We start from the raw sequence: 24,178 nt of genomic DNA, 5'->3' as shown, positions 1-24,178 counted from the left end.
GTTATCCCTCTCCGTAACCGGCGTCGGGGTGCGTCTTGTCACGCCGCACGCCGAAGGCGTTCCCGAGGGCCACGAGCTCGGCGTCGAGCTGGTCCAGACTGGACAGCAGCGACCGCCGGGTGGCGTCGCCGGCGCACTCGCCGGGCGGCAGGCCGGTCTCGTGGTCGAGCTGCCGCCGGTCCGCGCCGGAGGGGTCCCGCACCACTTCGAGCAGGGTGTCCACCTTGCGCGTGATCGCCGCCAGCACCTCGGGCAGGCGCTCGTCACCGGCGAACATGCCCGGCTGGGCGCGGGCGGCGACGTGCCGCGCCCGGAACGCGATGGACTCCAGCGTGCCCTGCACGTGCCAGCCGAGGTCGCGCCGCGCCGTGCTGACGTTCACCGGATGGGTGAGCGGCTCGATGGTGCGGCGCACCTGGTCGACGTCGCGGTCCAGGGTGCGGGACAGCTCGATGATGTTGACATTCTCACGTCCGGACAGCAGCTCACCGGCCCGCTCGACGAACGCGCGCAGGTCCTCCAGCGTGGTGGCCACGTCGTCGAGCATCACCGACCGGGTGCGCACCGGCACGATCACCACCGCGGCCAGCATGCCCGCCGCCGCGCCGACCGCGGTCTCGGCGAGCCGGATCCACAGCACCTCGACGGTGAACGTGCCGAGCAGGCTGTAGAGCAGGCCGAGCATGGCGGTGATGAAGAAGGCCATGATCGTCTGCGACACGCGCGAGAAGTAGACCATGCCGAACACGCAGACCAGCAGCAGCGCGAGCGTGGCGGGTGGGTTCCCGACCACCAGCAACGCCGCCAGCACCCCGCCGAAGATGCCGACCAGCGTGCCGACGAGCCGCCGCATGCCCTTGACGAAGGTCGCGCCCGCGGTGGCGGAGCCGAGGAACACCACAAAAACGGTGAGCACCGCCCAGTACCACCGCTGCGGGGACACCAGCTCGCCGCCGAGCACGGCGAGCCCGCCGCCGACCACGGCTTGGATGGCGCCCCGGGTCTGGTTGTCGTAGGTGAAGACCGCCTTGCGCTCGGGCTCCTCCTCGACTTCCGGAACGTCTTCGGGTGGCAGCTCGTCGTTCTCGGCCACCCGCTGCGCGTTGACGTCGGCGATGGCCAGTTCGGCGATGGCGTGCCGCAGCTCGTCACCGGGCCGGGCGTGCTCGCCGATCCGGCTGCCCGCCACCAGCATCTGGCTGAACTCGGCGGAATCGCTGATCACCGGCAGCTCGCGCGGGTCGCGGCCGATCAGCGCGCCGAACTGGCGCAACGCGGTGACCAGATCCGCCCTGGTCCCCGGATCGAGGTCCTCGGCGGCGGTGCGGCGCAGGGTGATCACCAGCCACTCCACCGCCAGCTCCACCTCGATCGCCCGCCGCCGCAGCACGCCGACCGCGCGTTCGTCCACCACGTCCGGTGCCACGTCCTCGACCATCAGCACGCACTCGTGCATCCGGTTCGCCGCCGTGCGCAGCGGCTTGTCGTTGCGCCCGCCCGCCTCCAGGTACGCCTGCGCGGCCCGGATCACCGCCACCAGCCGCGCGCGGAAGGCCCGGCGCACCCGCAGCAGTTCCTTGGCCGGGCGCCGGGGGAGCAGCACCAGCCGGACGAAGGTGTTCGCCGCGATCCCGGCGGCCAGCGCGCCCAGCAGCGCGGGCACCTGCGCGAGGTGCGTCTGCAGGAACATGGCGAAGAAGAACAGGAAGAAGCTCGCCGAGCCGAGCGCGATGCCGCGCGAACCCCACCGCTGCGCGTAGACCGCGACGAAGATCAGCAGCACGAAGATCACGCCGTCCAGCGGCGGCAGCGAGGCGCCGAGGCTGGCCAGGGTGAGCGAGGCGGCCCCGGTGAGCAACACCAGCAGCAGCGTGACCAGTTCCTGGCGCGTGGTGTCCTCGTGCACGGTGAACGCGCTGAGCATGGCCCCGATCGCGCCGACCATCACCACGGTGATCGGCTGGCCGAACGGCAGCAGCACCAGCACGGCCAGCACGATGCCGAAGATCGCGGACAGGGCCAGGCGCAACCGGACGAAGCCGGGATCCGAGGCGACCAGCCGGTCCCTGGTCGCCTCGGTGAACCGGGCGATCATGCGGTGGTGCTCCCGAGCAACTCCCACTGGGCCAGGCTGATCCGCCGGTCGGTGCCCGCGGTGACGCGCAGCCGGTAGTGGCGGCAGGCGGCGGGCGCGGTCAGCGAGAACGGCCGGGTCTGGCGCCGCCAGCGGAACACCTGACCGGTCCGCTCGTCCAGGCTCCGCCAGGACTCGCCGTCGTCGGAACCCTCCAGCACCCACGCGGACGGGTCGCCCTCACCGAGCGCGGAAGTCAGCGTGTACAGCAGCACCGGCCTGGGTTCACCGTCCACAGTGAACTCGACGGTGGGCGTGGCGGTGGCGAAGTTCACCTGGGTGCGGCTGGTGTCGTCGAACAGCTGGGAGACGTCGTTCTCGGCGCACCGGCCCCGGCCGGGGAGGTCGGCGAGCGGCTCGGCGACCAGTTCGCCGGTGGTCATCGACGGCGGCGCGTCGCCCTCGCCGGTGCCCCAGTCGCCGGGTTCCTCGGCCAGGTCGAAGTCGAGCACCGCGCCCCGGGCCAGGGTTTCGTGCGGGATGTGCGTCTTGGCGTACGGCTCGCCGTTGACCTTCAGCCCGCGCACGTACGCCGTCGACGCGGTGTTGCCGGGCGCGTTGATCACCAGCTTCTCGCCGTTGTCCAGGTGCACGGTGGCCTTGGTGAACAACGGCGCTCCGAGCACATAGGACGGACTGCCCATGGCCAGCGGGTAGAAGCCCAGCGCGGCGAACAGGTACCACGCCGACATCTCGCCGTTGTCCTCGTCGCCGGGGTAGCCCTGGCCGATCTCGCTGCCCAGGTAGCAGCGCAGCAGCACCTCGCGCACCACCGCCTGCGCCTTGGCCGGGGCACCGGCGTGCAGGTACATCCACGGGATGTGGTGCGAGGGCTGGTTGGAGTGCCCGTACTGGCCCAGCCGGACGTCCCTGGCCTCGGTCATCTCGTGGATGATGCCGCCGTACGAGCCCGGTTTGAGCCCGGTTTCCGGCGTGGCGAAGAAGGTGTCCAAAGTGGATTCGAGCTTCTTGCGGCCGCCGAACAGGTTCGCCAGCCCGTTGCCGTCGTGCGGCGCGGTGAAGGCCATGTTCCAGCCGTTGGTCTCGGTGTAGTCGAACCCCCACAGCTCCGGGTCGTACTGCTCGGTGCTCCAGCGCCAGCCACCGGCGGGGTCACGGCCCTGGAAGAACCCGGTCCGCTTGTCGAAGTGGTGGACGTAGTGCAGCGCGCGGCTGGTGAAGTACCGCAGGTGGTCGAGGTATTCGGCTCGCCGCGGGTCGTCCTCCTCGGCGGCTTCGTACAGCGCGCGCGACAGGTTCGCGATGCCGAAGTCGTTGATGCAGCCTTCCAGCGCCCACGACAGACCCTCCGGTGTGGACGAAGGCGTGTACCCGAGGAAGATCGACTCATCCAGGCCCTTGCGTCCCACGCTCTTGGTCGGCGGGGTCACCGTGGCGTTCTTCAGCGCGGCGTCGTAGGCGGCCTGGATGTCGAAGTTGCGCACGCCCTTGAGGTAGGCGTCGGCGAAGGCCACGTCGGAGCTGGTGCCGGTCATCAGGTTCGCGTAACCGGGGGAGGACCACCGGGAGATCCAGCCGCCTTCGCGGTACTGCTGGACGAACCCCTCGGCCAGCTGCCCGCAGCGCTCCGGGCTGAACAGCGCGTACGCGGGCCAGGTGGTGCGGTAGGTGTCCCAGAAACCGTTGTTCACCACCATCGGCCCGTCCAGCACCTTGGCGCCGGTGCGCCGCCGCGTGCTCAGCCGGGTGGTGCGGACGACCGGGCTCGCGTGCCGGTAGACCGGGGACGCGGTGGTGCCGGTGTTTTCGTGCGCCGAGTTCGGGTACAGGTAGAGCCGGTACAGGTTCGAGTAGAACGTGGTGAGCTGGTCCTCGCTGGCGCCCTCGATCTCGATGCGCCCCAGCACCTTGCGCCACTCCTCGCGCGCGTGGTCGCGCACGGCCTCGAAGCTGGTGCCGTCGGGGATCTCCAGCTCCAGGTTGTGCTGTGCCTGCCGCAGGCTGATCAGCGAGGTGGCGATCCGCAGGCTGACCGCCTCCTGCTCGCCGACCTCGAAGCTCAGGTGCCCGGTGACCGTGCGCCAGACCGGGTCGCGCACCTTCTTCGCCGCGGTCACCGGGCGGTCGACCTTGCCGTAGACGTACATCCGGCGCGCGCCGACGGACAGCCGGCTGCGGACCCAGGTGTGGCCGGTGACCGTGCCGTTGGAGTGCAGCCGCAGCCCGCCGCGGTTGGCGGCGTTGTCGAAGATCAGGTGCGCCTTGCCCGCCGGGAAGGTGAACCGCAGCATGGCGGCGTGGTCGGCGGGCGCGATCTCGCCGGTGATGCCGTTGTCGAAGCGGACCCGGTAGTGGAACGGGCGGTCCAGCTCGTTCGCGTGGTCGAAGGCCAGCGCTCTGGCCTGCCGGTCCACGGTCAGCTCGCCGATGCGCGGCATCACCTGGAAGGTGTGCCGGTCGCCCATCCACGGGCTCGGCTGGTGGCTCAGCCCGAACGCCTCCAGCGCCGGGCGGTTCGCCCCGTTGTTGCGCCGGTGGTACTCGTACACCCAGGTGGTCGACCCCGCGTCGGTCACCGGGGTCCAGAAGTTGAAGCCGTGCGGGAGCGCGGTGGCCGGGATGTTGTTGCCGCGCGAGCGGTTGTTCGCCGAATGCGTGCCGCGCGTGGTGCGCACGCGGTCCACCGGCTCGACCTCGGCGGCGGGCTCGCGCTCGGTGATCCGCACGTCGTCGAGCCAGCCGGAGACCTCACCGTCCCCGTCGGGCAGCTCGGTGGTGAGCAGGATCGCCTTGGCGCGCTTGCCCGCGGCCGCGGCGAGCGAGCAGCGGACGTGGTTCCACTGGTCGAGGTACAGCTTCTTGGCCAGGCCCTGCGCCTTCGCGGTGACTGCGAAGCCGTGCTGGTCGCGCTGGTTCAGCGAGGCGAGCGTGGTGCCGTCGTCGAACTCGATGTCGATGGCGACGAAGGTGGCGCGCCACCGGGGATCCGCCTCGGGGAACACCACATAGGACAGTTCGCTGCGCTCGGTGATGACCAGGTCGGTGCGGAACAGCCCGGTGCGCGCCTGCCCGGCCACCTCGGTGCGGTAGTTGAGCGCGGCCAGCCCGCTGAAGCCGGCGCCCGGCTTGGCCGCGGGGGCGTTCGCCGGGCCCGCCCCGACGTGCACGCGGAGCCGGTCGCCGCTGCCGGGCGCGGGGTCGCCGTGCTCGAAGGACGAGAAGAACTCGGTCGGCTGATCGGGCATGGGCACACGTTAACGGGCGGCGCCCGGGAACTCCCGGACGCCGCCCGTGTCGTGACGCGCGGTCGCCGCTACAAGCCGGCGCACTGCCCGGCGACGGTCCCGCGCACCGAGTTGACCAGCGTGTTGTTCACCGGCTGCGTGTTGCCGCCGCAGCTGACCGAGCCCTGCACGGTGTTCGCCGCGACCAGCACCGACGGCCCGGTGTTGCCGTCGAGCGCCACCGGCCCGTACACCGTGCTGTGCTCCAGCGCCACCGTGCCGGTGGACCCGGTGATCGAGATCGGCCCGGTCACCTTCGTGCCCAGGAACCGCACCGAACCGGCGTTCGAGGCCGAGATCGGTCCGCTGATCGCACCACCGTCGACCACCAGCGAAGCCCCGTCGGCCACGGTCACCGGACCGCGCACGGTCACGCCGTCCACGCAGGTCACGCCGCTCGTCACGGCCAGCGCGCCGTTGTGGTCCTGATTGATCGTGGTGGTGCACACCGGATCGGGCTTGCCGAGCAGTTCGACCTCGGCCAGTCCGGCGGGCCCGCCTTCGGTCGCGGTGATCTCCAGCCGGTAGTGGGTGTAGTGGCCCGGCTTGGCCGCCTTGAACGCCCGCGTGTGCTGGCGCCACTTGAACGACTGGTCCTTGCGCTCGTCCACCACGGCCCAGGTCTGACCGTCGTAGGAACCCTTGAGCACCCAGCTCTTCGGGTCACCGGCGCCCTTCACCGAGGTCAGCGTGTAGAAGCTAGCCGCTTCGTTGTCCGAGTTCAGTTGGTACTGGACCCACGAACCCGGCTTCGACTCCGAGCCGGACGTGTTGTCGAACAGCGTGGCCACGTCGCCGGATTCGGCGGTGGCGGTGCCCTTGCCCGGCCCGGTCAGGTCGTGCAGCGGGCTGGCCACCGCGGTGCCCTCGGTGATCGACTCCGGCGCGTCACCGGCGCCGGTGCCCCACGCGGACGGCTGCGGGCCCATGGTGAAGTCCAGCGTGCCACCGTTGGCCAGGAGGTCGTGCGGCAGCGACGTGGAGCTGTGGTCCTTGCCGTTGACCTTGAGCCCCTGCACGTAGACGTTCTTCGCGTTGTTCTGCGGGGCGTTGATCACCAGCTTCTTGCCGTTCTCCAGGTTCACCGTGGCCTTGGTGAACAGCGGCGAGCCGATCGCGTAGTCCGCCTTGCCCATCTGCAGCGGGTAGAAGCCCAGCGCGCTGAAGATGTACCAGGCCGACATCTCGCCGTTGTCCTCATCGCCCGCGTACCCCTGGCCCAGCTCGCCGCCCAGGTACAGCCGCGAGAGCACCTCGCGCACCTTCTCCTGGGTCTTCGACGGCTGACCGGCGTAGTTGTACATGTAGGGGATGTGGTGCGAGGGCTGGTTGGAGTGCCCGTACTGGCCCATCCGCACGTCCCTGGCCTCGCGCATCTCGTGGATCACACCGCCGTAGGACCCAGGGAAGGTGGCCGTCTCCGGGGTGGCCCAGAACTCGTCCAGCTTCTTGGCGAGGCCGTCGCGGCCGCCGTAGAGGTTGGCCAGGCCGTTGCCGTCGTGCGGCACGGTGAAGGCCATGTTCCAGGCGTTGGTCTCGGTGTAGTCGTGCCCCCATTCGCGGGGTTCGTACTCGCTCGCCGGGACGCGCCATTCGCCGGTCGGCGACTTGCCCTGGAAGAAGTTCACGTTGGGGTCGAACGTGTTGACGTAGTTCTGCGCGCGGTTGGTGAAGTACTCGTGGTTCTCCAGGTACTCCTGCTTGCGCGGGTCGTCCGCGGCGGCCTCGTCGTAGAGCTGCTTCGACATGTTCGCGATGCCGAAGTCGTTGACGTACCCCTCGATGCCCCAGGACATGCCCTCGCCGGTCGCGGTCGAGGTGTAGCCGAGGAAGATCGACGTGTCGAGCCCCTTGCGGCCCACGCTGGCGTTCGGCGGGGTCACGCTGGCGTTCTTCAGCGCGGCGTCGTAGGCGGACTGCACGTCGAAGTTCTTCACGCCCTTGAGGTAGGCGTCGGCGAAGGCCACGTCGGAGCTGGTGCCGGTCATCAGGTTGGCGTAGCCGGGGGAGGACCAGCGCGAGATCCAGCCGCCGTCGCGGTACTGCTGGGTGAAGCCGTCGACCATCTTCCCGGCCATCGTCGGCGTGAGCAGCGCGTACGCGGGCCAGGTGGTGCGGTAGGTATCCCAGAAGCCGTTGTTGACGAAGATCTCGCCGTCGACCAGCTTCGAGCCGGTGTGCGTCGGCGTGTCCTGGCCGGTCTTCGGCGCGACCGGGCTGGCGTACTGGATCTTCGGCTGCTCCTTCGTGCCGACGTTCTCGTAACCCGAGTTCGGGTACAGGAACAGGCGGTACAGGTTCGAGTAGAGCGTCTGCAGCTGGTCGGCGCTGGCGCCCTCCACCTGGATCACGTTGAGCTTCTCGTCCCAGGCCGCCTGGGCCGCGTCGCGGACCGACTCCAGCGTGGCGCCGGCGGCGATCTCCTGGCCGAGGTTCTTCTTGGCCTGGTCGACGCTGATCAGCGAGGTGGCGATGCGCATCTGCACGGTGTTCGAGCCGCCGGTGTCGAAGCGCAGGTAGCCGCGGACGTTGTCCCGGCCCTCACCGGGCAGCTTGTCGCCCGCGGACACCGGCTTGTCGAACTCGGCGTAGACGAACAGGCGCCCCGCGCCCGCCGACAGCCCGCTCTTGACGTCGGAGAATCCGCTGAGCGTGCCGTTCGCCTTGTCCAGGGTCAGGCCGCCGTTGTTGTTCACGTTGTCGAAGATCAGGTTGGCGTCGGCACCGGGGAAGGTGAACCGGAACAGCGCCGCGTGATCGGTCGGGGCGAGCTCGGTCCTGATGCCGTTCTCGAACCGGACGCCGTAGTAGTGCGCCTTGGCTTCCTCGTTCTCGTGCTTGAACGCCAGCTCGCGGGCGTCGCGGTTGGCGTCGGGCACGCCGGTCGCGAGCGAGGGCTGGACCTGGAAGGTCTGCCGGTCACCCATCCACGGGCTCGGCTCGTGGCTGACGCTGAACGCCTGCGCGGTCGGCAGGTTCTGCGCGTTGTTGCCCTCGTGGTAGCGGTAGAGCCAGCTGGTCGAGCCCGCGTCGGTCACCGGGGTCCAGAAGTTGAAGCCGTGCGGGACCGCGGTGGCCGGGAAGTTGTTGCCGCGCGAGAAGGTCGAGTTCGCGTGCGTGCCGCGGGTGGTCAGCACGTGGTCGCTCGGGCGGGCGTTCGCCGGGGGAGCGGGGGTGCCCGCGCCGAGGCGGATGTCGTCGAGCCAGCCCTGCAGCGGGGCGGGCCCGGCGGGGTTGTCGTAACCGACCAGGATCCGGTCGATCACCTTGCCCTTGGCGACCGTGCCGATGGAGGAGCGAACCAGGTTCCACTGGTTGATCGACAGCGACTTCGCCGCGCCCTGACCGGCGGGGGAGAGCGCGAACCCGTACTGGTCGGCGGCGCCCAGCTCGCTCAGGTAGCTGCCGTCGGTGAAGGCGAGGTCGACGGCGACGTTCGTGCTGGGGTACTTGAGGTCGTCACCGGAGAACTCGGGGAAGACCTTGTAGGACAGCTCGGTGGCGTCGCCGACCGGCAGGTCTACGTCGAAGATCTTGTTGTAGGAGAAGCCGTGGCCCTCGACGGTGTGCGTGCCGGAGTAGCGGAACGCGCGGGAGCCGGAGTAGCCGGCGCGAGACTTGTTCGTGTACCCGCCGGTCGGGCCGCCGTCGGGGAAGCTGCGCATGTTGGGCAGCGGCGGCGGGGCCGGTTCGTCGTTGGCCAGCAGCAGTTCGGCGAGCTGGAGCAGCGGGCCGCCGTTGTTCTTGGTGATGTCGAGCCGGAAGTACTGGAAGGTGGCCGGGGCGGCCAGCCGGTATTCCTTGGGCTGGAAGCGCTCGGTGAACTCCTGGCCGGTCTGGGCGTCGAGGTCGGTCCAGGTGGTGCCGTCGGCCGAGCCCTGGAGCTTCCAGTCCTGGGGGTCGCGCTCGTCGAAGTCGTTCGCCGAGGTGAGGCCGTACCGGGTGATGGTCACCGGCTCGGTCATCGCGAGCTGCGCCCAGGCGGTGGGGTTCTTCGACAGCCACTTCGACTCGGGCTTGCCGTCGGCCAGGTTGGGCGCGGTCTCGCCGCCCTCGGGGTTCTCGCTGCTGGCCGTGGCCTCGGCGAGCTTGCCGCGCACGTCGCCGGGGATGGCGGTGCCGTTGGCGCCGTTGACCCCGTGGGCCTTGGGCTTGCCGTCGGGGCCGGTGTCCACCGTGTCGGTCCAGTTGGGCGCGGGCTCGCCCGGCTCGAACGAGGAGTAGAAGTCGGGCGGGGGCGCGGGCGCGGCCAGTGCGGGGGAGGGGACCGCGGTCAGGCCAGCCGAGAGCACAACGGCGGACAGCAGCGCGCAGACCGGTGGTCGGACGCTTCGGGGCATCTTTGCTCCAGGTTCCGGGCGGGATCGCAGGGGAGGCGCCGCCGGAACGGCGCCCCGTTAAATAAGCGCGCTGTGACATCGTTGTCAAGAACGCCTTCGTTTCCCGTCCGAAATCAGACAACCGCGCCGCGTGCCCAGTCAGGTGTATAACGTCCTATACGGCACGGCTTTCCAGCGCAACGCGCTCGACCGACCAGGGCAAAACCCGCACCGATCAGCAGTGGGTGAGGAAGTGGTCCAGCACCCGCGTGCCGAACAGGAGGCCGTCCACCGGGACGCGTTCGTCGACGCCGTGGGCCATGGCGCGGTACGGGAAGCCCTCCGGCAGCCACAGCGGCGCGAACCCGTAGCAGTCGATGCCGAGCTTCGCGAAGGCCTTGGCGTCGGTGCCGCCGCCCAGGCAGTACGGGACCACGACCGCGTCCGGGTCCTGGGCGCGCAGGGCGTCGGCCATCGCGTCGAACCACGGGGTGTCGATCGGCGCCTGCACCGGGCCCTGGTGCGCGACGAACTCCCTGGTCACGTCCGGCCCGAGCAGTTCGTCCACTGTGGCCAGCAGTTCCGCCTCGGTGCCGGGCAACGTGCGGGTGTCCACCTGCGCCTGCGCCACGCTGGGGATCACGTTCACCTTGTACCCCGCGTCCAGCATGGTCGGCGTGGTGCTGTTGCGCACCGTCGACTCGACCAGCGACGCCGCCGGGCCCAGCCGCGCCAATGTCCCGTCCACTGCGTCCGAACTGGACAAGTCCACCTCGACGTCGAGCGCTTTTCCGGTCTGCTCGATGAACGCGCGCACCGCCGGGGTCAACCGCACCGGCCACTCGTGCGTGGCGATCCGGTTCAGCGCGCCGACGAGCCGGACCACGGCGTTCTCATGGTTGCGCCGGGAGCCGTGCCCGGCGCGGCCGCGGGCGGTCAGCCGCAGGTGCGCGGTGCCGCGCTCGGCCGCGCCGACCGGGTAGATCCGCACGATCCGGCCGTCGGCGGCGGGCACGTGGTAGGTGTAGGCACCGGACTCGCTGATCGCCGCCGCGCAACCGTCGAAAAGGGACGGATGGTGCTCGACCAGCCAGTGCGCGCCGTACTCCCCGCGGTCCTCCTCGTCGGCGACGAAGGCGAGCACGATGTCGCGGCGCGGCTTCCGCCCCTCGCGCGCGAAGCCGTCCACAACGGACAGCACCATCGCGCAGAAGTCCTTCATGTCGGTGGCGCCGCGGCCCCAGAGGAACCCGTCGCGCACCTCGCCGGAGAACGGCGGCACGGACCAGTCGGCCGCGTCGGCGGGCACCACGTCGAGGTGGCCCTGCACCAGCAGCGGCGGCAGAGTCGGGTCGCTGCCGGCGACGCGGGCGACCACATTGGCCCGGCCGGGTGCCGATTCGTAGATCTCCGGGGTGAGCCCGGCGGCGGTGAGCAGGCCCGCCACGTACTCGGCGGCGTCCCGTTCCCCCTCCGAATCCCCGTTGCCCCGGTTCGTCGTGTCGAACCGCACGAGGTCCGCGCAGACCGACACCACATCCAGCTCAGCCATACTTCCCCTGCACCGCGCCCGCGGCGATCGCGGTGACCACCTTGAACGCTTTCATCGCTTCGGTCATGTTCGGCGCGTCGAAACCCACCCGCCGCACGCCCACCTGGTCCACCGTGGGGATCACCGCGGTCGCCTGCGCGAGGTGGCTCGCGTCGAACTCCACCTCGATCCGGTGGCCCCGCGGCGAGGGTTCCCCGCGCCCGGCCCTGGCCATCGCGCGCCGCGCCGCCTCGGTCTGCAGTTCAGCCGTACGTGAAGGGGGCAGGCAGATCGCCGCGTACCGGCTGACGCATTCCTTCACCGCGACCAGTTCCGCGCCGGGCGCGTAGTCCGCGGCGTCTTCGCAGGTCTTGTCGTCGCCGGTGACCAGCAGGACCGGCACGCCGTATTCGGCGGCGAGCGCGGCGTTGAGCCTGCCCTCGCTGGCGTGCTTGCCGTCCAGCCACACGCCGGTGATCTGGTTCTCCAGGTAGGTGTGGGAAAGCACGCCGTCGGCGCCCGCCCCGGCGTGGTAGCCGAGGAAGACCACACCGTCCACATCGCTGTCGATGCCCTGCATCATCGACAGCGGCTTGTGCCTGCCGGTGAGCATGCGGGCCCGCGGATCGAGCTCCTCCAGCAGCAGGTTCCGCTGGGACGAATGGGCCTCGTTCACCAGCAGGTCGTCCGCGCCCGCCTCGGCCAGCCCGGCCGCCACGGCGTTGACGTCACCGGTGAAGAGCCTGCGGAATCGTTGCCACTGCTCGGTTCCGGGGACCACGTCGTCGGTCCAGGTGACCCCCGTGGCACCCTCCATGTCGGCCGAGATCATGATCCGCATGGGGTTCAACCTAGTGGGCGCCGCAAGTGACGTTCGTCATCGCCCCCACCTGGTTGGGTAACGGCTTGGCATGAACGACCGGCAATCGTTGACTTCGGGTGGCGGTGAATGGTTACTTTTCGGCTTTCGGGGACGGGGCTTGGGACGATTGGGGATCGTGAGAATGCGTGCAGTGAGAACTACCTGGCGGCGGCGTGCGGCCGCGCTGGGCGCCACCGCGCTGGTGGCCGGGCCGGTGCTGGCCGTCGGGCCCGCCCAGGCGCAGCAGCCGACCGTGCTGCGGGTGGCGCTGGTCCAGTCCATCGACCACCTGAACCCGTTCACCGCGAGCTTCGCCTCGACCGCGATGATCGGCCGGATCTCGTGGGAGTTCCTCACCCTGGCCTCGGCGGAGGACAACCTGCCCGCGCCCGGGCTGGCGGAGTCGTGGACGCCGTCGGCGGACGGGCTGACCTGGACCTTCAAGATCCGCGACACGAAGTGGTCCGACGGCACGCCGCTGACCGCGCGTGACGCCGCCTTCACCTTCAACCGGATGATGTCGGACCCGGCCGCGCGCGAGGCCAACGGCACCTTCGTCGAGCAGTTCCAGACGGTGACCGCCACCGACGACCGCACGCTGACCGTGACGCTGAAGAAGCCGCAGGCCTCGATGACCGCGCTCGACGTGCCGATCGTGCCCGAGCACGTCTGGTCGGGCGTGACCGACATGGCCTCGCCGGAGACGGACACCGTCGCCAAGGTCGGCGTGGGCTCGGGCCCGTTCACCATCACCGAGTACCAGACCAACCAGCTGGTCAAGATGAAGGCGAACCCGAACTACTGGCGTGGCGCGCCGAAGGTGGACGAGCTGCAGTTCGTCAAGTTCGACAACGCCGACGCCGCGGTCAACGCGCTGAACAACGGCGAGGTGGACCTGATCAACCGGCTCACCGCGACCCAGTTCGACTCGCTCAACGGCAAGCCGGGCATCACCACGAACAAGGCTGTCGGCCGCCGCTACGACGAGTTGCTGATGAACCCGGGCGCGCAGAACTTCGACCGCCAGCCGATCGGCGACGGGCACCCGGCGCTCAAGGACGTGCGGGTGCGCAAGGCGATCGCCCGCGCGATCGACCCGGCCACCATCATCGACAAGGTGCTCGGCGGGTACGGCGAGGCGCCGGGCGGCATCGTGCCGCCGGTGTTCAAGACCTACCACTACGAGCCGGGCCCGGCCGAGAAGTACACCTTCGACCTGGCCGCCGCGAACGCCGCGCTGGACCAGGCCGGCTACCCGAAGGGCCCGGACGGGATCCGCGTCGGCCCGGACGGGCGCAAGCTGGAGCTGCGCTTCACCGGGCACGCCACCCGTGACTACGACCAGCGCGTGGTCAAGTACGTCGCGGGCTGGCTCGGGGAGATCGGCATCAAGGTGATCGAGAAGCTGGTGTCGGACAACGAGGTGGACGAGTCCACTTCGGCGGGCAACTACGACCTGGCGCTCTCGGGCTGGGGCACCAACCCGGACCCGGACTACATCCTGGCCAAGCAGACCTGCTCGGTGCTGCCCGCCACCGCCGGCAGCACGAGCAGCAACGCGTTCTTCTGCGACGCGGAGTACGACCGGCTCTACGCGCTGCAGGCCGCCGAGTCCGACATCACCAAGCGCGCCGAGTACGCGAAGCAGGCCCAGGCCCGCTACTACGACCAGGCGCCGAGCCTGGTGCTCGACTACAAGAGCGCGCTGGAGGCCTACCGCTCGGACAAGTTCTCGTCGCTGACCAAGCAGCCCGTCGCCGACGGCGCGCTGATGGAGCAGAGCGGGTACTGGAGCTTCTACGGTGCGGTGCCGGCCGGCGAGGACGCCGCGGCCGCCGGTGACTCGGGCGGCCTGCCGACCGGGGCGTGGATCGCCATCGGTGCCGGTGCGGTGCTCGTGGTCGTGCTGGTCGGTGTGATGGTGTCGCGGCGCGGCAAGTCCGCCGGCTCGGACGACGACAAGGAATAGGAGCAAGAGGCGTTGACCGAAGCGGTCTCGACAGCCCCGGGTACCGAGTTGCCCGACCCGGACGAACGACGCGGGGGTACCGGGACCCTTCGGTTTCTCGCCGGGAAGATCGGCTCCGGGCTGGTCAGCCTGCTGCTGGTGGTGGTGCTGGGCTTCCTGCTGTTCCGGATGATCCCCGGCGACCCGGTCACCACGATGACCAGGGACCGGCCCACCAGCCCGCAGCAGCTGGCCGAGCTCCGCGCCCGGCTGGGCGTGGACAAGCCGATGCTGCAGCAGTTCCTCGACTACTTCGGCGGGCTGCTGCGCGGTGACCTGGGCACCTCCTACATCTACAACCGGTCGGTCGCGGCGATGATCGGCGAGCGGGTGTGGCCGACCATCCTGCTCGTCGGCACCGCCACCGTGCTGGCGGTCGCGCTGGGCCTGTGGCTCGGCGTGCGGGCGGCGTGGAAGCGCGGCAGCTCGTTCGACAAGGTCCAGACCGGGGTGGCGCTGACGCTGTGGTCGGTGCCGCAGTTCTGGCTGGGCCTGATGCTGCTGATCGCCACCCAGGGGTTGTTCCCGAGCCGGGGGATGACCTCGCCGGACACCCCGCCGGGTTTCTTCCCCGAACTGCTGGACGTGGCGCACCACCTGGTGCTGCCGTGCGTCACCCTGCTCGCGGTGATCTACGCGCAGTACATGCTGGTGATGCGGTCGTCCCTGCTGGAGGAGATGAACGCGGACTACCTGACCACGGCCCGCGCGAAGGGGCTGCGCGACGACCTGGTGCGGCGGCGGCACGCCGTGCCGAACGCCTTGCTGCCCACGGTGACCCTGGTGTTCCTGCAGTTCGGGCTGGTGGTGTCGGGCACGGTCACGGTCGAGGCCGTGTTCTCGTGGCCGGGCCTCGGCCTGCTCACGTTCGAAGCGCTGCGCGGGCCGGACCTGCCGCTGCTGCAAGGAGTGTTCTTGATTCTGGCCGGTTCGGTGGTCGTGATGAACCTGTTCGCCGAAGTGCTCTACCGGGTGCTCGACCCGAGGGTGCGTGCCTCATGACCGGGACGACGGAGACGCGGTCTGCCCGGGCGATCGCCTGGCACCGGCGGTTCGCCGCCGCCGGGAACGTGTGGCGGGAGTTCGCGAAGAACCGCGGCGGGCTGGTCGGGCTGGCGCTGCTGGTGGTGATCGTGGTGCTGGCGGTGCTGGCGCCGGTGATCACCGATCCGGCCGGCCTGGACGTGACCAAGGCGCCGGGCAGGCCGCTGCAGCCGCCGACCGGCGAGTACCTGCTCGGGACCGATGTGGACGGTCGCTCGGTGCTGCTGCTGACCTTCTGGGGTGCGCGGGTTTCGCTGCTGGTGGGCTTGGCGGCGACCGTGCTCTCGGTGCTGATCGGCACCGTCGTCGGCATCGCGGCCGGGCACTTCGGCCGGTGGGTGGCGCGGATCCTGCTGCCGTTCACCGACTTCTTCCTGGTGCTGCCCTCGCTGGTGCTGGCGATCGCGCTGTCCAGCGTGCTGCCGCGCGGCATCCCGACGATCATCGTCGCGGTCGGGGTCACCTCGTGGCCGACCACCGCGCGCCTGGTGCGCGCGCAGACGCTGACCGTGGAGAGCCGCCCGTACATCGAGCGGTCGAAGGCGCTGGGCGGCGGGCACCTGCACGTGATCGGCAAGCACGTGCTGCCCGCGGTGATGCCGCTGGTGCTGGCGAACACCACGCTGGTGGTCGGCGGCTCGATCATCGCCGAGTCCACGCTGTCCTTCCTCGGCCTCGGTGATCCGAACAACGTCTCGTGGGGCTCGATGCTGCAGACCGCGCTCAGCTCGGGCGCGGTCAGCGGTGGCGCCTGGTGGTACCTGCTGCCGCCGGGCCTGGCCATCGTCGCGATCGTGCTGTGCTTCACGCTGGTCGGCCGGGCGCTGGAGACCGTGCTCAACCCGCGGCTCAAGGGGGATCGATGAGCGCGTTGCTGGAGATCAGGAACCTGAACGTGACCTACCCGGCGACCGGGGAGGACGTGCACGCGGTGCGGGAGGTCAGCCTCCGGCTGGAACCGGGTGACACGGTCGGCGTGGCGGGGGAGTCCGGGTCGGGCAAGTCGACGGTGGCGATGAGCGTGCTCCGGCTGCTGCCGAAGTCCGCGAAGATCACCGGCGAGATCCTGCTCGACGGTGAGGACGTCACCACGATGAAGTGGGGGCGGCTGCGCGCGGTGCGCTGGTCGTCGGCCTCGATCGTGTTCCAGGGCGCGATGCACGCGCTGAACCCGGTGCGGCGCATCGGGGAGCAGATCGCCGAGCCGATCCGGCTGCACCCGCCGGAGGGCAAGGCACAGAGCGAGAGCGCGGTCCGCGAGCGGGTCGAAGAGCTGCTGACGCAGGTCGACCTGCCGGTCAGCCGGGCGGGGGCGTACCCGCACGAGCTCTCGGGCGGGCAGAAGCAGCGGGTGATGATCGCGATGGCGCTGGCCTGCCGGCCGCGGCTGATCATCGCCGACGAGCCGACCACCGCGCTGGACGTGATCGTGCAGGCCCAGGTGCTCGAACTGCTCAGCGGCCTGGTCGCCGAGCAGGGCATCGGGCTGATCATGATCAGCCACGACCTGTCGGTGCTGGCGGCGACCTGCGCCCGCATCGCGGTGATGTACGACGGGGAGATCGTCGAGGAGGGCGTGGGCAAGCAGGTGATGGCCGCGCCGAAGCACGCCCACACCCGGGCGCTCGCCGCGGCGTTCCCCACCGTGGGTGACCCGGTTTCGCGGTTCGCCCCGGCCACCGCGACCGAACTGCCGCCGGAGCCGGAGACCGCGGTGGACACGGGGGAGGGGCCGCTGCTGGCGGCCAGGGACCTGCACGTCCGCTTCCGCGACCGCAAGGGCGCGGCGATCGACGCGGTCAAGGGCGTGGACATCGAGGTCCGGCGCAACGAGATCATCGCGCTGGTCGGCCAGTCCGGCTCGGGCAAGACGACGCTGGCGCGCACGCTGATGGGACTGCAGAAGCCGACCTCGGGCCAGGTGCTGTTCGAGGGTGAGCCGGTGCCGATGACCAGTGCCGGGCTCAAGGCGTACCGGCGGCAGGTGCAGTTGGTGCTGCAGGACCCGACGAGCGCGCTGAACCCGCGGCACAGCGTGTACGAGGCCGTCGCGGAGGGCCCGCGGATCCACGGGCTGGCCCAGAACGAGCGCGAGATCGTGACGAAGGCGCTGGAGGCGGCGGAACTGCGGCCGGCGGAACGGTTCATGCAACGGCTGCCGCACGAGCTCTCCGGCGGGCAGCGCCAGCGCGTGGTGATCGCCGGGGCGCTCGCGCTCGATCCCAAGGTGGTGGTCGCCGACGAGCCAGTGGCCTCGCTCGACGCGTCGGTGCGCGGGGAGATCCTCGCGCTGCTGCTGCGGTTGCGGCGGGAACTGGGCCTGGCCGGGCTGGTGATCACGCACGATCTGGGGCTGGCGTGGAACATCGCCGATCGCGTGGCGGTGATGTACCGCGGTGAGCTGGTCGAGGTCGGCACCGTGGAGGAGGTCCTGCTCTCGCCGCGCCACGAGTACACGAAGTCGTTGCTGGCCGCACTTCCGGGTGGAACCGTGACTCCGGAAGGTGCTGGCGCGGGGCAGGCGGGGGAGCGCGGTGTGTAATCTCCTGTGGTGAAATGGCCACCACCACAGACCCCGCGGCCGAGGCGGGCACGCTGACCCTGACTCCGTCGCGCTTCCCGTACCGCACGATCGCGATGGGCACGGTCGGCACGACCCTGCTCATGCTCGCGGCGCTCGGTGCGGGCGGGATCCTGATCCGGGACCCGGTGCTCGGCCACGGTCCGCTGTCGTTCATCCGCTACGGCCACGGCAAGGCGCTGGCGACCGCGCTGCTCTACTTCGGCTTCGGCTTGGTGGTGTGGGCGTGGGTGCGGCTGGGCCGGTACGTGCTGGACGGCCGCGTCGGCGCGAAGCCGGTGGTGATCGCGGCGGCCTGCTGGATGGGCCCGCTGCTGGTGTCGCCGCCGCTGTTCACCCGCGACGTGTTCTCCTACCTCGGGCAGGGCGCGCAGCTGCTGCACGGCATGGACCCGTACGCCACCGGCCCGGCCGAGCTGAACGTGCTGCCGGACGTGGTGCTCAACGTGCACCAGCTGTGGCAGACCACGCCGGCGCCCTACGGCCCGCTGTTCCTGCTGGTGTCGAAGTGGGTGGTCGGGCTCACCGGCAACAACATGATTCTGGGCGTGATCCTCACCCGCCTGGTGATCATGGTCGGCCTGGCCGGGGTGCTGTGGTCGCTGCCGCGGCTGGTCAGGCACCTCGGCGGGAAGCTGCCGGTGACGCTGTGGCTGGCGGTGGCCAGCCCGATGACGGTGATCCACCTGGTCGGCGGCCCGCACAACGACCTGCTGATGCTGGGTTTCCTGACCACCGGCGTGCTGGCCATGCTGGAACGCCGCCCGGTGCTGTCGGTGGTGCTGGTGACCGTGGGCATGCTGATCAAGCCGACCGCGGCGGTGGCGTTGCCGTTCCTGGTCTGGATGTGGGCCGCGCAGTTGCCCAGTGGGGGCAAGGTGAAGCGGTTCTTCCGCGCGCTGCTGCCCGCGCTGGGTGTGTTCGTCCCGGTTTTCGTGGTGGGGACGTGGGTTTCGCTCGGTTCGATGAACATCGGCTGGTTCACCGGGATGAGCGCGCCGCAGCTGATCGCGAACTGGCTGAACTTCCCGACCGGGATCGGCGAGATCTTCTACACCATGGCGCACATCATGGTCGACGTGCCGCCGTCCCCGTTCGTCACGGTGTTCCGGACGCTGGCGTGGGTGGTGCTGGCCGTCTTCGTGGTGCGGCAGTGGTGGCTCTCGCGGGACGGGGGCAACCAGGCCGTGCTGCGGGCCGCGGCCGCGCTGCTGGCCGTGGCGATCCTCGCGCCGCCGACCCTGCCGTGGTACCTGACCTGGGGTTTTGTCCTGGCGTCGAGCTTCCCGTGGGAGCGCAAGCACCTGGCCTGGGTGGTCGGGGTCTCGGTGTTCCTGGTGCTGGTCTACTACCCGACGGGGGAGCAGGCGCTCTACGACTGGTGGTTCATCGGGGGAGTGCTGGCGGTGAGCGTGTACGCGGGGGCGTCCCTGCTCAAGCCGGACCCGCTGGGGCTGATCGCGGCCTGGCGGAAGCCGGAGCTCCTGGACCGCTGATCCCGGTGGTGACCGATCGTGGTCATGCACTCGGCAGTCAAGTGTATAACGACCTATACGGCACCGCTTCAAACGAAAATCTCGCCTGGCGCTGAAAAAGATCCGCCTAGACGAAGGACCAGCCGGTCCAGCGGCTGATCACGGTCCGCACGATCGGCCCCTCCGGGGGAGTGTCCCGGTATTGCGGGTACTTCGCGCGCAGCGCGGCGACGGCTTCGGGGTGTTCGCCGAGCACGGTGGCGCGGCCGTCGGCACGGACCCACCACAGCTGGTCCCAGTCGTCGGCGTACCGGTCGGCGAGGAAGCTGACCGCCGGGTTCGCGGTGATGTTCCGCAGCCGGGCCAGATCCCGCGTGCGCTTGGGCTTGTGGTCGACGGCGAAGCAGATCTCGTCGCCGAGCACGACGAAGGTCACCGGCACCAGGTGCGGGGTCCCCGCTTCGGTGACTGTGCCCAGGATGGCCGCGCGCTCGCCGGTGAACCGGGTGCGGCAGTCCTCAGTGGACAGGCGCATCGTCGGTCCGCTGCGGCAACGGCAGCGGGATCGCGGGCAGCCCGTCGATGCTGGCGACGTTCGTTTCCTTGCCGGCGCAGTAGGCGGCGAACTCCTCGTCGGTCTTGCGGCCGAAGTACTCGGCGTGCAGGCTGCGCTCTTCGCGGTAGTCGAGGAACGGCACGGCGAACCCGCAGCTGTCGCTGATCAGCTCGGCGCGCACCACGATCACCGCCCGCAGGCCCGGCCCGTCGGCGTCACCGAACCGGCGCACCAGCTCGGCCCAGCGCGGGTCGTCGCGGAAGACCGGTTCGCCGCGGCCGTGCAGGCGCAGCACCTTGGGCGGTCCGGTGAAGGCGCACCACATCAGCGTGACGCGGCCGTTCTCGCGGAGGTGCGCGATCGTCTCGGCGTGGCTGCCGCCGAAGTCGAGGTAGGCGACGGTCAGCTCGTCGAGCACGGCGAGCGTTCCGGCGCGGCCCTTCGGGGAGAGGTTGACGTGCCCGTCGCCGCTCAGTGGTGCGCTCGCCACGAAGAAGACCGGCTGTGCGTCGATGAAGGCCCGGAGGCGGTCGTCGAGGCGCTGGTAAGTCTTGCCCATGCCGCCGAGTATGCCGATAGAGTCCGCGGATGGTCAGCGTGTCGTGGCTGTGTGACGCGGATCCTGCCCTGCGCTGGCAGATCGAACGGGACATCGCGGGCGAACCGCCCGAGGTGTGGGAGGCGACCAGGGCGAGGGTGGCGACCGAGGGTTTCGGCGCTCGGCTGCTCGCGCACCAGGACCCGGACGGGCGGTGGGCGGGTGGTGCGTTCTTCCCCGCGGATTACGACCCGGCGAAGGAGCCTGCCCAGCCGTGGACGGCGACCACGTGGTCGCTGAACGCGTTGCGGGAGTGGGGGTTGGACGCGGCGGTCCTGCGGGAGCGGCGCACGGCCGAGCTGCTCGCGGAGAACGCGCGGTGGGAGTACGACGACCTGCCCTACTGGGGTGGTGAGGTCGACTGCTGCATCAACGCGTGGACGGTGGAGAACGGGCTGTGGCTGGGTGTCGACATCTCCGGGATCGTGGACTGGTTCGTCGAGCACCAGCTGTCCGATGGTGGCTGGAACTGCGAGTGGGTCGAGGGTTCGAAGCGGTCGTCGGTCCATTCGACGTTGAATTCGCTCAAGGGCCTGCTGGCGCACGAGATCGCGACGGGTGGCACCGAGGCCACGCGGGCGGCGCGCCGGGCGGGTGAGGAGTACTTGCTGGTGCGGGGGTTGTTCCGGCGGTTGTCCACCGGTGAGCCGATCGCGCCGTGGGTGGGCCGGTTCGCTTATCCATTCCGGTGGTTCTACGACGTGCTCAACGCGGCGGAGTACTTCCGGGCGGCGTCGGTGCACGACGGGTCGGCGCCGGATCCGCGGATGGCCGAGGCGATCGGGTTGATCCGGGACGCGCGGCAGCCGGACGGGACGTGGGTGCAGGGGAACCGGCACCCCGGCCGGGTGTGGTTCGACATCGATGTGCTGGCCGGGGAGCGGTCGAAGTGGCTGACGCTGTCCGGGACGCGGGTGCTGGCCTGGTGGGATGCGTCCTAACCAGACAGTGCGGGTTCGAGCGCGGTGAGCGTGCCCGCGTCGGCGTCGAGCCGGGCGGGGACGCCGAGCGGGACGGTGGGTGAGTCGGGGACGTGGCCGATCCCGGCTTCCCAGAGCACGGGCACGCCGAGCGGGCCGAGGCGGTCGAGCATGAGGGCCTTGATGTCTTCGGGTGGTCCGCAGTCGGCCCACGAGCCGAGCACGATGCCCGCGACGCCGTCGAACCAGCCCGACCGCAGCAGCTGGGTGAGGATGCGGTCGAGCCGGTAGGTGCTTTCGGTGATGTCCTCGAGCAGGGCGATCGCGCCGGTGGCGGGTCGGTGTTCGGGGGCGCCGAGGCTGGACACCAGCAGGCTGGCGTTCCCGCCGACGAGCACGCCCTCGGCTTGGCCGGGTACCAGTGGTTCGGCGCCGGGCCGGGCGAGGTCGAGCGCGGTGGCGGGGTCGAAGAGCGAGCGGTGGAGGTGGTCGGCGGCGCCCGGGGTGAGCAGGACGCTGCCGACCATGGGGGCGAACAGGGTGGTGAGTCCGAGATGGACGCCGACGGCCTCGTGCAGGGCGGTGATGTCGCTGGAGCCGGTGAGGATCTTGGGTCCGGCTTCGCGGAGCGCGGTCCAGTCGACGAGGTCGAGGATGCGCATGCTGCCGTAGCCGCCGCGGGCGGCGAACACGGCGCGGATGTCGGGGTCGAGCCAGGCCTGGGTGAAGTCGCTGGCGCGGTCGGTGTCGGGGGCGGCGAGGTAGGGCACGGTGGGGTGCACGCCGCGGGCGTGGGGTCCTTCGTGGACTTCGAGTCCCCAGGACTTGAGGGTGCGGTGCGCGGTGTCGAGCAGGTCGTCGGCGACCGGTCCGGCGGGGCTGACGAGGGCGACGTGGTCGCCGGGCTGGAGTCGGGGCGGGCGGATCACGGGCGGAGGTCCACCGGGGTGATGCCGGGGGTGTCGAAGCCGAAGACCTGGCCGTAGAAGGCGAGTTCGGCTTCGAGGGCGGCGATGATGGTCTCGGCCTTACGGAAGCCGTGCTGTTCGCCGTCGAAGGTGAGGTAGGCGTGCGGGACCTCGGTGCCGCGCAGGGAGGCGACGAAGCGGTCGGCTTGTTCGGGTGGGCAGATCTGGTCGTCGAGGCCCTGGAGGAAGAGCAGGGGGCCGGCCAGGGTGCCGGTGTTGTTGATGGGTGAGCGGTCGCGGTAGCGGTCGGCGGTTTCCGGGAGTGGGCCGATGAGGCCGTCGAGGTAGCGGGATTCGAAGTCGTGGGTTTCGCCGCCGGCGGCGGTCCAGCGGTGGAGGTCGAGGATGGGGTATTTGACGGTGGCGGCGCGGAAGGCGCGTTCGGTGGTCATGGTGACGGCGGAGGTGTAGCCGCCGGCGCTGCCGCCGCGGATGGCGAGGCGGTCGGGGTCGGCGGCGCCTTCGGTGACGAGCTGGTGGGCGACGGCGACGCAGTCGGCGACGTCGACCACGCCCCACTGTTCGCGGAGGCGTTCACGGAAGCGCCTGCCGTAGCCGGTGGAGCCGCCGTAGTTGACCGCGACCACGCCGATGCCGCGGCTGGTGAAGTAGCTGAAGTCGAGGTCGAGCACGGGGTAGTTGCGGCCGGTGGGGCCGCCGTGCACGTGCACGAGGTAGGGCGGGAGCTGGTCGTCGGGGCCGGTGAAGTCGGCGTTGGCGGGTGGGTAGACGTAGGCGGGGATGGGTTCGCCGTCGGCGGCGGTGAAGACGCGTTCGACGGGGGTGGGGAGGTAGGCCGGGTCGGGGAGGCGGTCGTCGGAGGGGGCTTCGCCGGGGCGGGGGGTGATTTCGGTGAGGGTGCCGGTGGTGAGGTCGGCGTGCAGGACGGCGGTTTCCTGGCGGGGTCCGGCGGCGAGGCCGGCGATGCCGTTGCCGTAGGGGGCGATGCCGGCGGCCCAGGTGGTTTCGGGGTCGATGGTGGTGACCTGGGCGGTGTGCTCGTCGAGCACGGCGAGGCGGCCGGAGTTGAGCACGGCGTGCTTGCCGTCGCCGAGCGGGGTGAACCAGGTGAGGCCGAGTTTCCAGAGTGCGCCGCCGAGTTCTTCGGTGACCGGGGCGAGGTTGCGGCTGGTGCCGTCGAGGCCGACGCGGTGCAGGTTCCACCAGCCGTCGGGGTCGAGCAGGGCGAGGATGCTGTCGGGGGTTTCCCATTCGAGCTGGCAGACGGCGACGCCGGGGCCGCCGGCGAGGACGCGGTGGGGGCCGAAGGTGCCGTCGGGGGCGACCTGGGCGACGCAGAGTTCGGTGGCGTCCCACGGCATGTCGGGGTGGTTCCAGCCGAGCCAGGCGGCGTGGGTGTGGTCGGGGGAGAGCTGGGGGGCGGTGAGGAAGTGGTGGGTGGCGGTGAGTTCGCGTTCGGGGGCGCCGGTGAGGGAGATGGCGACGAGGGCGCGGGTGATGTCGGTGCGGCGGGGGCCGGTGCTGGTTTCGCGGACGGCCCAGAGTTCGCCGGGGCGGCCGGGGCGGAGGTCGCTGTAGCGGACGCCTTGGGGGACCGCGGGTTCGGCGGTGAGCGGGGTGACCTCGCCGGTGGCCGGGTCGCGGAGGTGGACGCGCTGGTCGTCCCAGTGGGTGAAGGCGATCTTGCCGTCGAGGGCGAGCCAGGGCCTGCCGCCGTATTCGTGGACGCGGTTGCGGGCGTTCCATGGCGCGGGGAGGAGTTCTTCGACGGTGCCGGTGGGGCCGGCCTTGACCAGTGCGACGCGCCCGCTTTCGCCGGGCCGGGCTTCGGCCCACCAGACTTCGCCGTCGACGACGTCGAGCCACTGGGGCGTGTTCCCGGCGGCGGCGACGTCCGCGGCGGTGATGGGTGAGGTCCAGGCTCCGTAAGGCGCGATCTCGGGCATCGCGCGAGTTTAGTCACTCTTTCGAGCGCT

Annotated in this window: 15 protein-coding genes; 6 read left to right on the top strand and 9 right to left on the bottom strand. The window is 70.6% G+C overall.

The features are described from left to right. Position 1: 1 nt before the first annotated feature. The 5 genes from JYK18_RS35250 to JYK18_RS35230 form a co-directional block, all read right to left on the bottom strand. Positions 2-2,095 carry an FUSC family protein gene (locus JYK18_RS35250; protein WP_206808310.1) on the bottom strand — a complete coding sequence of 698 codons (2,094 nt, stop codon included), beginning with the start codon at positions 2,093-2,095 and terminating at the stop codon, positions 2-4. Beyond that, positions 2,092-5,340 (bottom strand): GH92 family glycosyl hydrolase, encoded by a 3,249-nt coding sequence (locus JYK18_RS35245; protein ID WP_206807712.1) that lies wholly within the window; start codon positions 5,338-5,340, stop codon positions 2,092-2,094. Before JYK18_RS35245 ends, JYK18_RS35250 begins: the two co-directional genes overlap by 4 nt. Before the next feature lie 68 nt (positions 5,341-5,408). Further along, complete coding sequence (locus tag JYK18_RS35240) at positions 5,409-9,719, bottom strand: GH92 family glycosyl hydrolase (protein ID WP_206807711.1); 4,311 nt, start codon at positions 9,717-9,719, stop codon at positions 5,409-5,411. Between the two features lie 214 nt (positions 9,720-9,933). Next, positions 9,934-11,250, bottom strand: a complete 1,317-nt coding sequence (locus tag JYK18_RS35235) for a M20/M25/M40 family metallo-hydrolase (protein ID WP_206807710.1) — start codon at positions 11,248-11,250, stop codon at positions 9,934-9,936. Then, positions 11,243-12,070, bottom strand: coding sequence for a M55 family metallopeptidase (locus JYK18_RS35230; RefSeq protein ID WP_206807709.1), 828 nt, complete (start codon positions 12,068-12,070; stop codon positions 11,243-11,245). The genes JYK18_RS35235 and JYK18_RS35230 overlap by 8 nt, the downstream gene beginning before the upstream one ends. 163 nt (positions 12,071-12,233) lie before the next feature. Here JYK18_RS35230 and JYK18_RS35225 point away from each other — a divergent pair, with 163 nt between their 5' ends. Genes JYK18_RS35225 through mptB form a run of 5 tightly spaced genes read left to right on the top strand, consistent with a single transcriptional unit; the run spans position 12,234 to position 19,220 of the window. Continuing rightward, positions 12,234-14,060, top strand: a complete 1,827-nt coding sequence (locus JYK18_RS35225) for an ABC transporter substrate-binding protein (protein ID WP_242582407.1) — start codon at positions 12,234-12,236, stop codon at positions 14,058-14,060. Between the two features lie 12 nt (positions 14,061-14,072). Next, positions 14,073-15,101, top strand: a complete 1,029-nt coding sequence (locus JYK18_RS35220) for an ABC transporter permease (RefSeq protein ID WP_206807707.1) — start codon at positions 14,073-14,075, stop codon at positions 15,099-15,101. Continuing rightward, positions 15,098-16,009 carry an ABC transporter permease gene (locus JYK18_RS35215; protein WP_206807706.1) on the top strand — a complete coding sequence of 304 codons (912 nt, stop codon included), beginning with the start codon at positions 15,098-15,100 and terminating at the stop codon, positions 16,007-16,009. Before JYK18_RS35220 ends, JYK18_RS35215 begins: the two co-directional genes overlap by 4 nt. Then, the gene (locus JYK18_RS35210; RefSeq protein ID WP_206807705.1) at positions 16,006-17,685 is read left to right on the top strand and encodes an ABC transporter ATP-binding protein; all 1,680 of its coding nucleotides are present in this window, start codon (positions 16,006-16,008) and stop codon (positions 17,683-17,685) included. The genes JYK18_RS35215 and JYK18_RS35210 overlap by 4 nt, the downstream gene beginning before the upstream one ends. Before the next feature lie 14 nt (positions 17,686-17,699). Next, positions 17,700-19,220, top strand: a complete 1,521-nt coding sequence (mptB, locus tag JYK18_RS35205) for a polyprenol phosphomannose-dependent alpha 1,6 mannosyltransferase MptB (RefSeq protein ID WP_206807704.1) — start codon at positions 17,700-17,702, stop codon at positions 19,218-19,220. A 106-nt stretch (positions 19,221-19,326) separates the two neighbouring features. On the opposite strand, the gene JYK18_RS35200 is transcribed toward mptB, so the two are convergent. Together JYK18_RS35200 and JYK18_RS35195 are read right to left on the bottom strand one after the other, a co-directional pair. Continuing rightward, on the bottom strand, positions 19,327-19,734 hold the full coding sequence (locus tag JYK18_RS35200; RefSeq protein WP_206807703.1) for a TIGR03668 family PPOX class F420-dependent oxidoreductase: 408 nt from the start codon (positions 19,732-19,734) through the stop codon (positions 19,327-19,329). Further along, positions 19,718-20,314, bottom strand: a complete 597-nt coding sequence (locus JYK18_RS35195) for a pyridoxamine 5'-phosphate oxidase family protein (protein ID WP_206807702.1) — start codon at positions 20,312-20,314, stop codon at positions 19,718-19,720. The genes JYK18_RS35200 and JYK18_RS35195 overlap by 17 nt, the downstream gene beginning before the upstream one ends. Before the next feature lie 29 nt (positions 20,315-20,343). On the opposite strand from JYK18_RS35195, the gene JYK18_RS35190 reads away from it, so the two are divergent. Further along, positions 20,344-21,294 carry a squalene cyclase gene (locus JYK18_RS35190; protein WP_206807701.1) on the top strand — a complete coding sequence of 317 codons (951 nt, stop codon included), beginning with the start codon at positions 20,344-20,346 and terminating at the stop codon, positions 21,292-21,294. On the opposite strand, the gene JYK18_RS35185 is transcribed toward JYK18_RS35190, so the two are convergent. Both JYK18_RS35185 and JYK18_RS35180 read right to left on the bottom strand, forming a co-directional pair. Beyond that, complete coding sequence (locus JYK18_RS35185) at positions 21,291-22,199, bottom strand: LD-carboxypeptidase (protein ID WP_206808309.1); 909 nt, start codon at positions 22,197-22,199, stop codon at positions 21,291-21,293. The two genes, JYK18_RS35190 and JYK18_RS35185, sit on opposite strands and share 4 nt — an antisense overlap. Next, positions 22,199-24,148, bottom strand: coding sequence for a prolyl oligopeptidase family serine peptidase (locus JYK18_RS35180; RefSeq protein WP_206807700.1), 1,950 nt, complete (start codon positions 24,146-24,148; stop codon positions 22,199-22,201). The genes JYK18_RS35185 and JYK18_RS35180 overlap by 1 nt, the downstream gene beginning before the upstream one ends. Positions 24,149-24,178: the final 30 nt, after the last annotated feature.

The sequence above is a fragment of the Amycolatopsis sp. 195334CR genome (genome assembly GCF_017309385.1).
Lineage (GTDB): Bacteria > Actinomycetota > Actinomycetes > Mycobacteriales > Pseudonocardiaceae > Amycolatopsis.
Note: the sequence above shows the minus strand (reverse complement) of the source record. Positions and strands in the feature narration are given on the sequence as shown.